14 protein-coding genes and 1 pseudogene are annotated in these 13,940 nt (G+C 66.8%); 6 read left to right on the top strand and 9 right to left on the bottom strand.

Features of this window, described 5'->3' with window-relative positions; genetic code table 11:
• Nucleotides 1–10: 10 nt before the first annotated feature.
• Nucleotides 11–406 (bottom strand): VOC family protein, encoded by a 396-nt coding sequence (locus tag JL100_RS17135; RefSeq protein ID WP_202678648.1) that lies wholly within the window; start codon nucleotides 404–406, stop codon nucleotides 11–13.
• Between the two features lie 73 nt (nucleotides 407–479).
• Nucleotides 480–800: a ribbon-helix-helix domain-containing protein gene (locus JL100_RS17130; RefSeq protein ID WP_202678647.1), complete on the bottom strand. Its 321-nt coding sequence runs from the start codon at nucleotides 798–800 to the stop codon at nucleotides 480–482.
• A 244-nt stretch (nucleotides 801–1,044) separates the two neighbouring features.
• Here JL100_RS17130 and JL100_RS17125 point away from each other — a divergent pair, with 244 nt between their 5' ends.
• The 4 genes from JL100_RS17125 (at nucleotide 1,045) to JL100_RS17110 (ending at nucleotide 4,738) form a co-directional block, all read left to right on the top strand.
• Nucleotides 1,045–1,314, top strand: a complete 270-nt coding sequence (locus tag JL100_RS17125) for a hypothetical protein (RefSeq protein WP_202678646.1) — start codon at nucleotides 1,045–1,047, stop codon at nucleotides 1,312–1,314.
• 463 nt (nucleotides 1,315–1,777) lie between these two features.
• The gene (locus tag JL100_RS17120) at nucleotides 1,778–2,140 is read left to right on the top strand and encodes a response regulator (RefSeq protein WP_407696866.1); all 363 of its coding nucleotides are present in this window, start codon (nucleotides 1,778–1,780) and stop codon (nucleotides 2,138–2,140) included.
• Complete coding sequence (locus JL100_RS17115) at nucleotides 2,137–3,357, top strand: FIST signal transduction protein (RefSeq protein ID WP_202678644.1); 1,221 nt, start codon at nucleotides 2,137–2,139, stop codon at nucleotides 3,355–3,357. Before JL100_RS17120 ends, JL100_RS17115 begins: the two co-directional genes overlap by 4 nt.
• 19 nt (nucleotides 3,358–3,376) lie before the next feature.
• Nucleotides 3,377–4,738, top strand: a complete 1,362-nt coding sequence (locus JL100_RS17110) for a sensor histidine kinase (RefSeq protein ID WP_202678643.1) — start codon at nucleotides 3,377–3,379, stop codon at nucleotides 4,736–4,738.
• A 103-nt stretch (nucleotides 4,739–4,841) separates the two neighbouring features.
• Here JL100_RS17110 and JL100_RS17105 read toward each other — a convergent pair whose 3' ends face one another.
• The 3 genes from JL100_RS17105 to JL100_RS17095 all read right to left on the bottom strand — a co-directional run bounded on the left by JL100_RS17105 (nucleotide 4,842) and on the right by JL100_RS17095 (nucleotide 7,631).
• Nucleotides 4,842–6,032: a fatty acid desaturase gene (locus tag JL100_RS17105; protein ID WP_202678642.1), complete on the bottom strand. Its 1,191-nt coding sequence runs from the start codon at nucleotides 6,030–6,032 to the stop codon at nucleotides 4,842–4,844.
• 196 nt (nucleotides 6,033–6,228) lie between these two features.
• Entirely contained in the window at nucleotides 6,229–7,101 is an 873-nt protein-coding gene (locus JL100_RS17100; protein ID WP_202678641.1) for an SMP-30/gluconolactonase/LRE family protein, read from the bottom strand.
• A gap of 56 nt (nucleotides 7,102–7,157) precedes the next feature.
• Nucleotides 7,158–7,631, bottom strand: a complete 474-nt coding sequence (locus JL100_RS17095) for a MaoC family dehydratase (protein WP_202678640.1) — start codon at nucleotides 7,629–7,631, stop codon at nucleotides 7,158–7,160.
• A gap of 188 nt (nucleotides 7,632–7,819) precedes the next feature.
• On the opposite strand from JL100_RS17095, the gene JL100_RS17090 reads away from it, so the two are divergent.
• On the top strand, nucleotides 7,820–8,254 hold the full coding sequence (locus JL100_RS17090; RefSeq protein WP_202678639.1) for a hypothetical protein: 435 nt from the start codon (nucleotides 7,820–7,822) through the stop codon (nucleotides 8,252–8,254).
• 58 nt (nucleotides 8,255–8,312) lie between these two features.
• Here JL100_RS17090 and JL100_RS17085 read toward each other — a convergent pair whose 3' ends face one another.
• The 3 genes from JL100_RS17085 to mtgA all read right to left on the bottom strand — a co-directional run bounded on the left by JL100_RS17085 (nucleotide 8,313) and on the right by mtgA (nucleotide 9,743).
• On the bottom strand, nucleotides 8,313–8,573 hold the full coding sequence (locus tag JL100_RS17085; RefSeq protein ID WP_202678638.1) for a hypothetical protein: 261 nt from the start codon (nucleotides 8,571–8,573) through the stop codon (nucleotides 8,313–8,315).
• Nucleotides 8,574–8,689: 116 nt separating this feature from the next.
• Nucleotides 8,690–8,959 (bottom strand): ATP-grasp domain-containing protein, encoded by a 270-nt coding sequence (locus JL100_RS17080; RefSeq protein WP_202678637.1) that lies wholly within the window; start codon nucleotides 8,957–8,959, stop codon nucleotides 8,690–8,692.
• Between the two features lie 73 nt (nucleotides 8,960–9,032).
• Entirely contained in the window at nucleotides 9,033–9,743 is a 711-nt protein-coding gene (gene mtgA / locus JL100_RS17075) for a monofunctional biosynthetic peptidoglycan transglycosylase (RefSeq protein WP_202678636.1), read from the bottom strand.
• 111 nt (nucleotides 9,744–9,854) lie between these two features.
• Here mtgA and JL100_RS17070 point away from each other — a divergent pair, with 111 nt between their 5' ends.
• Complete coding sequence (locus JL100_RS17070) at nucleotides 9,855–12,659, top strand: ATP-dependent DNA helicase (protein WP_228420762.1); 2,805 nt, start codon at nucleotides 9,855–9,857, stop codon at nucleotides 12,657–12,659.
• Between the two features lie 39 nt (nucleotides 12,660–12,698).
• Here the strand turns inward: JL100_RS17070 and JL100_RS17065 are convergent.
• Nucleotides 12,699–13,328 (bottom strand): annotated as a pseudogene (locus JL100_RS17065) (sensor histidine kinase); the annotation flags it as partial.
• Nucleotides 13,329–13,940 lie beyond the last annotated feature (612 nt).

Raw genomic sequence — 13,940 nt, 5'->3', positions numbered from 1 at the left:
TCGGATCGGCTCAGCGGTATCGGCCGTGGCGCTGCAACACCTCCACCTTGTAGCCGTCGGGGTCCTGCACGAAGAAGAAGCGCGCCATGAGGGCGCCGTCGCGCATGAATTCCTTGGTCGGACCTGGATTGAAGCCCAGTCGGGTGAACCGGCCGTGCTCGACGTCCAGGTCGTCCACGGCGACCGCGATGTGCCCGTATCCGTCCCCATGGACGTAAGGTTCGGTCCGGCCGTGATTGACGGTCAGCTCGACCTCGAAGTCGGCCTCCCGATTGCGCAGGTAAACGAGGGTGAAGCCCTCGAACTCGTAACGGTCCGCCACCTCCAGGCCGAATGCCCGGCCGTAGAAATCGCGCGACCTGTCTTCATCCAGCACGCGGATCATCGCGTGGATGACTTTTGCCATGGTGGTTCCGCCTCCCCGGTCTTTCACTCCTTCAAGCGAAATCCTAGGGCGGCGATTCAGGCGGGAGGTAGTATCATGCTACTACAGCATCGATTTTCCGCATCCGCCGGCCCGCGAGCGCAGCGGCATGGGCGGCAGGGTCGCGCAGGTACAGCGCGCAGGTGACCCGGAGCATGGAGGCGAAGTTCGGCACGTCGCCCTGCTGCTGCAGCACCTCGTCATGAAGGGTGCAGAGGAACCGCGACAACGTCAGCCCTTCGCGGCCGGCGATCTCCTCCAGGACCGCCCAGAACTCGGCCTCCAGGCGAATGCTCGTCGTATGGCCGTGCAGCCGGACGGCCCGCGTTTCGCATGCGTAGGAAGCAGGGTCCTGCATGGCGAATACTCTGCACATCGTCTCTCTCCCGTAAAGATGCCGCCCTGTCATGTCTTTCGACGGCTTGGAAGAGATCATATGCTGCTTTCGGCGTCTTGCCATTAGTCCGAAGTGACGAAGACGCAAGACGCGGAAGGTAGGGATGAAGATCCGCACCTGCGACGTTTGATCGCCCGCCATCCTCCTTCCGAACCGTTGAAGCGTTCCAAAAAATCCGTCTAACTGACAGATAAGCAATAATGCGCAACTCCATGGCTGCGCAATGGTCGCGATCCGGAATTTTATCCGGATCGGGGTGATCGTCGGCGGGAAGGAAGAACCGGGAATGTACTGGACACGTCTCCACCGCATACAGAAGTGTTCGCAGACGCCGCAGGCATTGGCAGGCTTCGTCGTGATCTTCTTCAGCGTGCTGTTGAACGCATTCTGGATCGAGACGGAAATCGGCGGTTTCGGAATGGTCATCGCGCTGGCGATGGCGTTCGTCGGCTTCGCGCTGTTCTATCGCGGCTGGGCTATCGAGAACCGCTGAGGGGCGGGTTTACCTCGCAGGTAGCTGCCGACGGTGGGCGACGGAGCATCTCCGCCGTCGTCACTCTGGCCTCTCCCTCCCGGACAGTTTCAGCCGTCCCGTACACGGCGTCAATCGATTCGAAAACGTTTCTATTTTAGCTGCTTGTTGATCGCGCTATTGCAACAAGGCGGCGCAAGTTTAATAAAACTCCATAGGCATATGCTTCGCTATACGAGTTGAACTCTGTTAAGCATGTTCGCCGATCGTTCGCATGATTTTTCTTCTGGATATCCCCATTCAGGTGGGAGATATTGAAGCTCCATTTCAATAACAGGTTCGCATGCCGCGGCGATTGTCTCTAGTTTCCGGCGAAGGTGCGTCTCCCCCGGCGGCACCGGAGCCCAACCGTCGAAGTGGAGGTGAAGGCAAGCCTCCGCTTCACATAAGGACCGTGCTGATCGTTGAGGATAATCCGTTCAATTTGAAGTTGCTCGATGACCTGCTTCAGGCGGCCGGCTACAGGACCCTGACCGCGGTCGACGGCGAGCAGGCGCTCGATCAGGCGATGCAGTTCATGCCCAACGTCATCCTGCTGGATATCGGCCTGCCCGACATGTCCGGCGTCGACGTCGCAAGGGCGATCCGGAACAGCGATCGGCTCCACAAGATCCCCGTGATCGCGGTGACCGCCTATGCGACGCCGGAGGACGAGGCCGTGATCCGTCTCGCCGGGTGCGACGAGTACGTGGCGAAGCCGATCTCCGCGCCCGAACTGCTGAAACTGGTCCGCCGGCATGCCAACTTCCGGCTCATCGGGCAAGAGGGAGGAGGGGAGGGGTCTTGATCGGCGTCGGCCGCAGCAACAATCCCGATCCGAGGGAAGCCGGCACCGAAGCGGCGCGTCGGGCGGTGGCGTTGCTGAACGCCGCCGAGTCTCCGGCCTGGGCATTGCTTTTCTGCGGGGGTAAGCATGATCCTGCCCTGGTCCTGGCGGGCTTGCGCGGAGTGGTCGGCGCCATCGCGGTGGTCGGCGGGTCCGCCGCGGGCGGGATAACGGGAGCCGGTTTCGGCTACAGCGGGTTCGAGGTCGCCGTGGGCCTGTTCCCCGCAAACCTCGGCAAGCCGGTCATCCTGGTCGATGACGGGCTGCTCGACGGCGAAGGCCCGGCCGGCCGCCGGCTCGGCGACCGGTTGAGCGGGATAGTCGAAGACGGCCGTGTCGTCCTGCTGTTCTATGACAGCGTCGCATCGACCGTCCCGCCGCGCCTGCACCCGGCCAGCCCGCTGGTCGAAGGCATCTACCAGGGGCTCGACGGCCGCCGTCCCCATCTGGTCGGCGCCGGCACCTTGACCGACATGAACCTGTCCGACGGCTACGTCTTCGACGGCACGCGCCCGCGCAAGCACGCCGCCGTCGCCGTCGTCCTGCCGCCCTCCGTCGGCGCGGAGACTACGATTCTCCACGGCTGCGTGCCGGTCAGCGCGTTCATGACGATCACTGCGGTCGATGGCGCCGAGGTCCTGGAACTGGACGGTCGCCCGGCGCTTTCGGTGCTCGAGGGCATGCTCGGGATCGAGATCGGCGAAAGCCACGGCAGGGCCTTGTCCCTTATGGTTACCCTCGGCGAGAAGCACGGCGATCCGTTTGCCGAGTACGACGAGAACCGCTATGTAAATCGCCTGATCCTGCGAGCCTCTCCGGAGCGTCGGTCCATCACTTTGTTCGAACCGGACTTTCATCTGGGATCCGTCGTTCAGATTATGTCGCGGGACAACGGTTTGATGGTACAAAGTGTTCGTGACGGCGTGCGCCTGATGAACGAGCGGTTTTCCAACCGGCAGCCTATCCTGGCGCTCTACATAGACTGCGCCGGAAGGGCGAGTGCGCGGAGCGGATCCGAGATCGAAGAGGCGGAAGTCCTGTTGGACGAGATTGCCATACCGGCCCCCTTGCTGGGCTTGTATTCGGGGGTCGAGATCGCGCCCGTCGGGGAGGAGCAGAGCCGCTCGCTGGACTGGACCGCGGTACTGACGATCCTGCACGGCGACCGCAGTCCATGAGGGTGGGACAGGAACGCGAATGACGGAGCGCAGGGCCGAGGATCTGGAACGCGAACTCGCCTTCTACCGTCGGCAGTGCAACGACCTGGGTGCCCGCGTCCTGCGCCTGCAGGAGGACCAGAGTCGCGCCCACCGGGAGGCGCGCAGGTCGCGCACGGCCGCCCGGCTGCTGCGGACCGCCTTCGGCCTCGTCAACGTCGATGCCTCGGAGGAGGCGGTCGGCAACCGAATGCTGGAGATCGTGCTGGACAACCTGGTCTGTGATCGGGCCGCCATCCTTCGTCGCGACCCGCACCGGGGATTGTTCACCATCGTCAACCGGCTGGGCTTCGGCCGCCCGCGCCCCGTGGAGGACGTGGCGCTGGCGGAGCCGCCGGAATTCTACTTCACCTCGTCGCGGGAAGCCTCCGACGGGATCGGCGCCGTCCTGACGGAGGCGCTCGGCCTGCCGTTCGTGATCTGGGCCTATGATCCGGCGTCCGGCATAGCGCTGCTGCTCGGCAACCGGATGGAGGCGAATGTTTCGCGACCCTTCGGTGCCGACGACCGGGAGATCGTCGAGGCGGCACTCGGGGTCTTCGCCGACATCATGCAGCGCCGGCGGGCCGAGGAGGAACTGCGCATCGCGAAGATCGCCGCCGAGGAGGCCAATTCGATCAAGGCGGCCTTCCTGGCCAATCTCAGCCATGAGCTGCGTACGCCCCTGAATGCGATCATCGGCTTTGCGGAGATCATCCGGGACGAGTTCTACGGATCGGCCCCGCAGGAGAAGTACCGGGAATATGCCTCCGATATCCACGAGAACGGCCGGCACCTCCTGAGCCTGATCCAGGACATCCTCGATTTCTCACGCCTGCAGTCCGGCAAGGCCACCCTGCGGGAGGAGCATGTGGATCTCAACCAGGCCGCGGCCGCCGCCCTGGGCACCGTCGCGCCTCTGGCGCGGAGCCGGGGCGTCGTGCTGGCGGTCGGTATCCGCAGCGGAATGCCGGCCATTCTCGCCGATCCGACCCGCATCCGGCAGATCCTGATCAATCTCGTCGGGAACGCGGTCAAGTTCACCCCCGCAGGCGGCCGTGTCGAGATCCGGGCCGACCTGACCGAGGACGGCGGAGCGGTGCTCCAGGTGATCGACACCGGCATCGGCATCGCGCCGGAGGATATCCCCCGCGCCATGGAGCCGTTCTGCCAGCTTGAGAATACCTATACACGCCGGTTCGGCGGGACCGGGCTCGGGTTGCCGCTATGCAGGACGCTCGCGGAGCGCCACGGCGGCTCCCTTGCCATCGACAGCGAACCGGGACGGGGCACCACCGTGACCGTCCAGCTTCCCCGCCAGCGCGTCGCCGACGGGTCGGCGTCGGTCTTCTACCGCGCCTGACCCTTCGAAACGAACTCCGTCGAACCGATCTCTTTCCGGAAAATTCCACCGCGTTACCCGCTTCTCGGGCTGGCCGCGGCTTCGGCGCCACCTTTGGTTTTTCTCAGATCTTTCCGGCGGTGCTCAGGGAGGCGAGGTTCTCGTCGATCGCCTCGATCAGCCCCCAGGTCTCTATGTAGCCGAGCGGAAAGCTCTGGCAGCCGGTATCGGCGTCTTTCTGGCGGGCGTGGATATAGTCAGTCCAGCGGCGCGACGCCGGGCGGCGATGATGGAAGTCATGGCACGGGGCATCGCCGACGAGCACGAACACGCGGGAGAACAGGTGGACCGTCAGCATGGACGTCCACCACCCGATCCAGGCCAGCAGGCCGCCCGGAGTGGCCGCGGACTGCTCAGGAACCGGGGTTCCGGGAAAGACGCCCGCGGTGGCGAGGCAGACGAAGGTCTTGCCGCGGGCATCGATCACTTCCTGTTCCGGGAAACGATGCTCGCACAGGGTCCGGAGCGCGGTGCCTATCTGCAGCAGGACGGTCACCGGGAGCAGCCAGGCGACAGCCACCTCGGTCCAGGTCCCGGTCAGCCAGACAAGATAGAACAGGCCGCCCCAGGCTGCCCAGCCGATCAGGTTATGGGCCGTCGAGTGGGAGAGCAGGCAGGACGAGATCCGCGCCAGCAGGAACCGCAGATGGAAGAACGGCGAGACGAAGCTGATGATCACCCGGCGCCACAGCACCGGCTTCGGCAGGCCGGGCCTCAGTCCTGCCAGGTTCATGACGAACTGGGTGAATTCGTCCTCGTGGGTCAGCAGCTTGTTGGGGCTGTGATGCAGCATGTGTTCGTGCTGGTACACGTCGAAATGCTTCATCAGCAGCAGGATGGAGATGGTTTCCCCGACCAGACGGTTCGTTTCCCGTTTCCTGAACACCGTGCCATGGGCGCAGTGATGGAAGACGACGGCCTGCAGCTTGCCCATCCCGGAAGCCGACAGGATCAGGAGGAAGGGCAGGGCCGCCAGCCAGAAGCCGGAGAGATGCAGTGCCAGGAAGCTGAGCGTCACGCCGGCACCCAGGGTGCCGAAGGCGGTCACCACGTGGAACATGGCCGTACGCGGCCGCGCGACCTCGCCCGACGCGGGGCGGGCGGTCAGCCATGTCAGGAAGGGCTGCAGGAAGGCCGGCAACCGCCTGTACATGCCGGCGCGTACGTCGGTCGCCGTGGCGGGAAGGGTTTCCGCGAGGCCTTCCGATGAAGCATTTTTGACGGAAAAATTGCGTTCGAACGTAGCAATGGACATCCCTTATCTCCTTTGGGTTGGGTCCTATTGCTACAGATAATCCACGAAATGGTTGAAAGGCTATATTAGGCTTATAACAAATTCAGTTTTTGCTGTTATTGTATCCGATCTGTTCTGTTTAGCGTAGGCGTAGTTCCTGACGATTGTCGTAGTGATCCTATTTTGATTCTATTTTTGAATTATCCGAAAATCACTTTCAACCGGCAAACGGCGGAACTTCCACGCCGCTGACACCCGTCCCGGTGATCGCGAAAAGGCACCCGGCGAGAGGGTCGGGCTCCTCACCGGCTTTCTGAAGCGACGTCATGTAGATGACGTCCAGTCCGCGCCCGCCGAACGCGATCTTGGTCGGCGTGCGGCAGGGTACCTTTATGGTGCGGTCGATCGCGCCCGCGGGTGTAAAGCGGACCAGTTCGCCGCCCCCGATCCCGGCCATCCAGTAGCAGCCGTCGGCATCGCAGGCGCCGCCGTCGGGCCGGCCGGCCATGTCCCTGGTATCGACGAAGACGCGGCGGTTCGAGGGAACGCCCGCGTCCGGATCATAGTCGAAGGCCCAGATGGTCCGGACCTTGGCGTTGCTGTCCGACATGTACAGCGTCCGCCCGTCGGGGCTGAAGGCGAGGCCGTTCGTCGTCCAGAATCCGTCGATCATCCTATGGCATCCGAGATCCGCATCGAGACGATAGAAGGCGCCTTCAGGACTTTCTCCCGGAATTCCCATGCGCATGGTGCCGGCCCAGAAGCGGCCCCTGCTGTCGGTGGTCCCGTCGTTGAAGCGGTTGTCGGGCTTGTCGGCTTCCGGGTCCAGCAGGCGGACCAGGTCCCCGGTCCGAGGGTCGAAGTTGGCGAACCCGTTGCGCAGGGCCAGCAGCATGCGGTGGTCCCGGCGGGTCGCGATGCAGCCGATCTCCTCCGGCATCGGCCAGCTCTCGTCCCGGCCGTCGGAGGGATCGAAGCGGTGCAGGGCCCGGCCGTCGATGTCGACCCAGTAGAGCTTCTGTTCGCCCACCGACCAGATCGGGCTCTCGCCCAGCTTTGCCGGTTCCGCGACGACCCGTTCGATATCCATGGCCAAGCTCCTCCAGGGGCCGGGCGCCGTGCCCGGCCGGTCCTCATGTCGGTTCATTAACCATTACCAACCTGCCGTTCCCCTGGCAACCCGGTGCTCCGCTGCACCAGGAGCACCGCGGTGAAGCGTTGGACCATCTCGTCGTTCTGATTATAGGTCAAGGTGCGCATCCGCACGGTGCCCCGGTCCGGCCGCGAGCCCGAGGGGCGGATCTCCAGCACTTCGCTCTCGGTCCGCAGGACGTCGCCCGGGCGGACCGGTTTCGGCCATGCAAGTTCCTCGACGGCAAGCCCGACGAAACCGCCGGCGAGTTGCCCCTCGCCGTCGACGATCATCCGCATGGTAAGCGCGGCCGTATGCCAGCCGCTCGCCGCAAGACCGCCGAAAACGCTCTCCTTCGCGGCGGCGGGGTCGAGATGGAAGGGCTGGGGATCGAACCGGCCGGCGAAATCGAAGATGTCGGCTTCGGTCACGTCCAGCGGGCCGCCGGCGAAACGGTCGCCGACCGCCAGGTCGTCGAGCATGCGCATGATCAGGCTCCTTCTTCTTCAAGTCGGTGGTCGGCGGGGTCGCGAAGGTGGTGCCCACGACAAACCACCGGCAATGGACCCGCCCGCGCGCCGTCCCTTAACTATAAATAAATGAAGATGGCGTAACCATTTTCGGCGCACTCCTTCGGGTGCGCGGACCGCGGCCGGTGGGAGGGTGACGAGTTTGGATGGCTGGCCTGTTTGACCACCTGTCCAACCTGCTGTCCCGCCGCCGGAACCGCACCGGCGGCGCCGCGAAGCATGAAACGGCGTTGGTCGCCGCCGAGCGCCTCGGCATCAGCGGGCGGCCTTCTCCGCTCCAGACCCGCAAGGCCGATCCTTCCGTCAGGATCAACGGGAAGGAGGACGCCATCGGCGACCTGCGGCGCGCCATGGCCGCCGCGGACCAGCGTCAGGCCCGGACCGACGCCGACGCTTCCCTTCTTCTCGCCGTCCTGCTGTCCAAGGGGCACGGCCTGAACCGCACCCAGGCGGTACAGCTGCACGACGACCTGATGCGCGGATGCCTGCGCGAAGCCGACCGGCAGAAACTGCGGACTTTGTACCGTACGCTGCACGGCCGCGAGTTCAGCTGCCGCATTTCCGCGCCGGCATCCGAGTGACGCCGGCCGCCCAGACGGGAGTAAGCGAAACGGGGTCGGCAATGCAGCCGTCCGGCCCTCAGCGGCGGCACCGCTCCAGGAACGCGCCGGCCACAGGTTGCTCGACCTGGAGCCATTCGGGGCGTTCGGATGCCGCGTAGCACAGCATCGCGATCAAGCGGTCGGCGGCTTCCTCAGGCGTCAATCGGGGATTGTGTTTCAGCAGGATCGCCAGGGCGGCACGGTATCCGGCGGCTTCGGGATGCGGCCGTTCGCTCCTCGCGCGGGCAAAGGCACCGACCACGGTCCGAACGAGGTCCTCGGAAGCCAAGCGCTCCATAGGGTCCACCCATCGGTGACAGGGCGTCGATTTTGTCTCGAATGCCCGCCACCCTCAAAGCGTCCGATGGTACGTTATCCAGAGGAGACTTGCCCCTTCCCAAGCCGCCCGTCCCGTTACTTCGCCGAATCCCGGCCGATGATCTTGTTGAAGTTGCTCTTCGGCTCGAACACCACGGCCAGCTTGTGGTCCTCGAACTGCTTGAAGAATTCCTCCCAGGAGATCTCCTCCAGGCTGTCGTTCTTCGAGTTGGGGGCGTCGGGGAATTCGATCCGGATGATCCCGACGCCGCCCTGGCCGTGGGTCGATTTCACCACCGCCGGCTTGCCGCCGTGCTGCTCGGCCCATTTGCGGATCTTGTCGTGGTCGGTAGTCGTTTCCGACATGGTCTGGTCCTTCCGTTGATGGATCTGGTACCTCAACAGAAGGAACGCGGAAGGGTTTCCCTCGTCCCGCCGGTCAGCCGATGCAATCGTTTAGCCCGTCCCGTTCCACGATCGCCATGCGCTGCTGGATCACGTTGGCGCGGCCGGCGATGTAGCGGGTCGGCTTGGCGGGCGACCAGCGCAGCGGGTTGGGCAGCACCGCCGCCATCAGCGCCGCTTCCCGACGGGTCAGGGCCGATGCCGGCTTGTCGAAAAAGGCGCGCGCGGCCGCCTCGGCGCCGTAGATGCCGTCGCCCCACTCGATGATGTTCAGGTAGACCTCCATGATCCGCGCCTTCGGCCAGACCAGCTCGATCAACAGCGTGAACCAGGCTTCCAGCCCCTTCCGCAGGTAGGTCCGGTCCTGCCAGAGATAGGCGTTCTTGGCGGTCTGCATGGTGATCGTGCTGCCGCCCCTGAGAGATCGCCCAGCCAGGTTTCCCTGCCATGCCTGGCGCAGAGACTCCCAGTCGAACCCGGCATGGCTGCAGAACAGGCTGTCCTCCGACGCGATCACCGCCTGGGGCAGGGTGCCCGACAGGTCCTCAAGGCCGACCCAGTCCTTCTCGATGCCGGCCCCGCCGATCGCCCGGATCAGCATCAGGGGCGTGCCGGGCGGCGGCACCACCCTGTACAGCACGACCCAGCCGACGGTGACCGACGCGACGCCCAGCCCGATCGCCAGGAGGGCCGGAAGGAGGCGCCGCCGGGGCAAGGCGGAGGAAACTCGCTGGAGGACGGGCATGGGACCTGCGGCCTGGGGACGGGCCGGCCATCATAACCACCCTGAAGGGGGAGGCAACCTCGGCCTGTTCCCCTCGCGCCGCGGCGTCGGGGCTTCTATACTGCGGCCGTAATGGACATCGTTCAATCCCCCGCGCCGCCGCGGCGCCTGCTGTTGCCCGACGTGCCCGCCCTGGTCGCCGGGGCGCGGCGGGCCGTCTGGCTGACCGCCGACGGTGAGGTCGACAGCATCGATCTCGACGAGGCCCGGCGCAGGCTGCAGCGCGAGACGCTGCTGGTCTGCCACGCCCGGGCGCTGGGGCGCCGGCTGAACGCCGACCGCTTCGCGGCGCTCGACCTGCTGGAACTGTTCGCCTTCGTCCATCCCGCCCGCTTCGTCGTGCCGACCCCGCGCGGCCTCGCCGAGGCGCTGGGCCTGCCGAAGCCCGACGGCGCGGAGGAGGACGCGCTGACCCTGATCCGCGCAACCCGCCAGCTCCTGACCGACCTTACCGACCCCGGGCGGGAGGAGAAGTCCGACCCGGTCGCCATCGCCTGGTACATGGGGGCGGGTGCCCAGGGCTATGCCTGGGGCTGGGCGCCCTTCGTGCTGTCCGCGCTGGGCGCCCCCAACGGCCCGCCGGGCCGCCGCGCGCTCGGCGCGTTCCAGGTCTGGAAGCGCCTGCCGGAATGGGAGGAGGGCGCTCCCGAACCGCCGCCCGGCCAGATCGCCGTCCACGCCAACGATGCGCGCCGCCGCCTCGCCGACCTGCTCCAGGCCGGCATCCGAGGCAAGGCGGCCGAGCCGCGGCCGCAGCAGTCCGACTATGCCAGCGCGGTCAGCACCGCCTTCACGCCGCGCAACTATCCCGGAACGCCGAACCTTGTCCTGGCCGAAGCCGGCACGGGTGTCGGCAAGACCTTGGGCTACCTGGCGCCCGCCAGCCTCTGGGCGGAGATCAACCGCGGCACCGTCTGGATCTCGACCTATACCCGCAACCTGCAGCACCAGATCGACGGCGAGCTGGACCGGCTGCACGCGGACCCGGACGTGAAGGCGCGCAAGGTCGTGCTCCGCAAGGGCCGGGAGAACTACCTTTGCCTGCTGAACCTGGAGGAGGCGGTCGCCACCCTGCCGTCGCTGCCGGCCTACGCCACCGCCCTGGGCCTGATGGTCCGCTGGGCCGCCGCCACCCGCGACGGCGACATGCAGGGCGGGGACTTTCCCGGCTGGCTGCCCGACCTGGTCGGCCGTGCGCGCACCGTCACGCTGGCCGACCGCCGCGGGGAATGCATCTACTCGGCCTGCCAGCACTACCGCAAATGCTTCATCGAGAACACGATCCGCCGCGCCCGCAAGGCCGACATCGTGATCGCGAACCACGCGCTGGTGATGATCCAGGCGGCGCTGGGAGGGGAGGACACGACGGCCCCGACCCGCTACGTCTTCGACGAGGGGCACCATGTCTTCGACGCCGCCGACAGCGCCTTCGCCGGCCACCTGACCGCGCAGGAGACCGCCGAGCTTCGCCGCTGGCTGCTGGGTGCCGAGGGCGGGCGGAGCAGCCGGGCGCGCGGCCTCAAGCGGCGGGTCGAGGATCTCGTCGCCGCCGACGAGGACAGCGCCGCCCTGGTGGACGATGTGGTCATGGCCGCCCGGGCGCTTCCCGGCGAGGGCTGGTCCAACCGCCTGACCGACGGGATGGGGACCGGCGCCGCCGAGGCGTTCCTGCTGATGGTCCGCCGCCAGGTCCATGCCCGGGCCCATGGCCGCGACGGCTTCTACAGCCTGGAGACGGAGACCGCCGACCCGGTGGACGGCCTTGAAGCCGCCGCCGTCGAGCTGGAGAAGGCCCTCGGCCGCCTGCAGGAGCCGCTGGAGGAATTGGCCAAGCGCCTGGCGGCCCGGCTCGACACCGAGGCGGCCGAACTGGACAGCGACACCCGCCGGCGGATTGAGGCGGTCTGCCGCAGCCTCCAGCGACGCGGCAGCGTCACCCTCAAGGGCTGGCGCGACATGCTCGGGAGCATCGGCAGGCCGACCCCGCCCGGCTTCGTCGACTGGTTCGGGATCGAGCGGCAGGACGGCCGCGACCTGGATGTCGGCATGTACCGGCACTATGTCGATCCCACCGTCCCGTTCGTCGCGACCGTCGGCGCCCAGGCCCACGGCATGGTGGTGACCTCGGCCACCCTGACCGACGGAACGGGAGACGTGGAGCAGGACTGGCTGGCGGCGTCGGTCCGTACCGGCGCGGTCCACATGGCTTGGCCGGCGCTGCGGGCCAGCGTGCCGTCGCCCTTCGACTATCCGGCGCGCACCCGGGTCATGGTGGTCAACGACGTCCGCAAGGACGACCTGGTCCAGGTCGCCGCCGCCTACCGCGAGCTGTTCCTGGCGGCCGGCGGCGGGGCGCTCGGGCTTTTCACCGCGATCAGCCGGCTTCGCGCCGTCCATCAGCGCATCGCCGAGCCGCTGGAACTGGCCGGGCTGCCGCTTTACGGCCAGCATGTGGACGGGCTCGACGTCTCCACCCTGATCGACATCTTCCGGGGCGAGGAGCAGGCCTGCCTGCTGGGCACCGACGCGGTGCGCGACGGCGTCGACGTCCCCGGCCGCTCGCTCCGCCTGATCGTGTTCGACCGCGTTCCCTGGCCGCGTCCCGACATCCTGCACCGGGCCCGGCGCGAGGCGTTCGGCGCCAAGCGCTACGACGACATGATCACCCGCCTCCGGCTGAAGCAGGCGTTCGGCCGGCTGGTCCGCCGTGCCGACGACACCGGGGTCTTCGTCCTGCTCGACCCGATGATGCCCTCAAGGCTGGCCGGGGCTTTTCCGGACGGCGTCGAGCTGCGCCGGGTCGGCCTCGCCGAGGCGGTCCGGGTGACGCGGGAATTCCTCGCCCCTGCTCCCTCGGAAGGCGAGCCTGAAGGCTGACCCGCCGCCCTCGGACGGTGCGAACGTCGCGGTTCCCTCCAGCTGGGCCGCCAGCGAACGGATGATCTGCATTCCCAGGCCCTTGCCGCGCGCCGGGTCGAATCCATCCGGCAAGCCGGCGCCGTCGTCCTCGATCAGCAGTTCGCAGGAGCCGTCCGTCTCGCGCAGCCGGATGCGCAGGGTCCCGGACCGGCCCTGCGGAAACGCGTGCTTGAACGCGTTGGACATGACTTCGTTGACGGTCAGGCACAGGGGTATCGCCCGGTTCAGCGGGAACCAGGCCTTGCCCACGTCGATGTCCAGGCGGACCTGGTTCTCGGTCCCGTAGGCGCTCTGAAGGTTCGCCGCCAGCTCGCCCATATAAGCCGCGAAATCGACGTCGGTCAGTTCATTCGAACTGTAGAGCAGGTGGTGGACCAGGCTCATGGCGTGGACGCGGTCCACGCTCTGCTGGAGGGACGAGCGGGTCTCGGCATCGGTGGAGCGCGCCGCCTGGAGCCGGAGCAGCGACGTGATGACCTGAAGGTTGTTCTTGACCCGGTGGTGGACTTCCTGGAACAGCGTCTCGAGCTGCGCGTTGGCGGCGGTGAGCTGGCGCGTGCGCTCCTCCACCCGCCGCTCAAGGGTTTCCTTGGCGATCCGGTCCGCCTGGGCCTGCCGCACCGCCATGACCGACAGCGGCCACAACGCCATGCCCGCGACGCCGGCGACCACCCAGTAGATCCAGATCTGCGACGCCCATTCCCGGGTGATGTTCCGGTTCGGCACCGCCACGCTGACATGGAGCGGCAGGCGCTCGGCCTTGTGGAAAGCATGGACGGGCGTATGCCAGTCGATGAAGGAGGACGGGCCGCTCAACCCCGATCCGGCGCCCGCCGGTATCGGCAGGTCGGGCAGGGGCTGCGGCTCACCCAGCGGGACGCGGGTCAGGATCGAGCCGTCCAGCGCCCGCACCAGGCTGATCACCGGATCGAGCCGCAGGTCGAGGGAGCCGTAGAGGGTCGAGAAATAGGTCAGGTCGATGGTCAGGGAGACCACGCCGCGAAGGGTCCCGTCCTCGGCCGACAGCCGGCGGCTCAGCAGGAAGGTCGGTTCCCCCGTGACCCGGCCGATGATCAGCTCGCCGATGAACAGCCCGTTGTCGGGCTCCTGGTGAGCCCGGAAGAAGTCGCGGTCTCCCGCCGTGCTCGGCGGCGTCGGCAGGGCTATGGTGCTCATGCGCAGCTGGCCGCTGCTGTCGTTCAGCCAGATATGGTCGATGTAGGGAAGCCGGTCGCTGAG

Source organism: Skermanella mucosa, from assembly GCF_016765655.2.
Classification (GTDB): Bacteria; Pseudomonadota; Alphaproteobacteria; order Azospirillales; family Azospirillaceae; genus Skermanella; species Skermanella mucosa.
This window is presented reverse-complemented; position numbering and strand designations above follow the sequence as displayed.

Coding starts and splice junctions, on each gene's coding strand:
- JL100_RS17130 (WP_202678647.1), bottom strand. CDS start 800: ATGTGCAGAGTATTCGCCATGCAGGACCCTGCTTCCTACGCATGCGAA.
- mtgA (WP_202678636.1), bottom strand. CDS start 9,743: ATGCCCGTCCTCCAGCGAGTTTCCTCCGCCTTGCCCCGGCGGCGCCTC.
- JL100_RS17095 (WP_202678640.1), bottom strand. CDS start 7,631: ATGCGCATGCTCGACGACCTGGCGGTCGGCGACCGTTTCGCCGGCGGC.
- JL100_RS17070 (WP_228420762.1), top strand. CDS start 9,855: ATGGACATCGTTCAATCCCCCGCGCCGCCGCGGCGCCTGCTGTTGCCC.
- JL100_RS17135 (WP_202678648.1), bottom strand. CDS start 406: ATGGCAAAAGTCATCCACGCGATGATCCGCGTGCTGGATGAAGACAGG.
- JL100_RS17085 (WP_202678638.1), bottom strand. CDS start 8,573: ATGGAGCGCTTGGCTTCCGAGGACCTCGTTCGGACCGTGGTCGGTGCC.
- JL100_RS17110 (WP_202678643.1), top strand. CDS start 3,377: ATGACGGAGCGCAGGGCCGAGGATCTGGAACGCGAACTCGCCTTCTAC.
- JL100_RS17090 (WP_202678639.1), top strand. CDS start 7,820: ATGGCTGGCCTGTTTGACCACCTGTCCAACCTGCTGTCCCGCCGCCGG.
- JL100_RS17080 (WP_202678637.1), bottom strand. CDS start 8,959: ATGTCGGAAACGACTACCGACCACGACAAGATCCGCAAATGGGCCGAG.
- JL100_RS17100 (WP_202678641.1), bottom strand. CDS start 7,101: ATGGATATCGAACGGGTCGTCGCGGAACCGGCAAAGCTGGGCGAGAGC.
- JL100_RS17125 (WP_202678646.1), top strand. CDS start 1,045: ATGGTCGCGATCCGGAATTTTATCCGGATCGGGGTGATCGTCGGCGGG.
- JL100_RS17105 (WP_202678642.1), bottom strand. CDS start 6,032: ATGTCCATTGCTACGTTCGAACGCAATTTTTCCGTCAAAAATGCTTCA.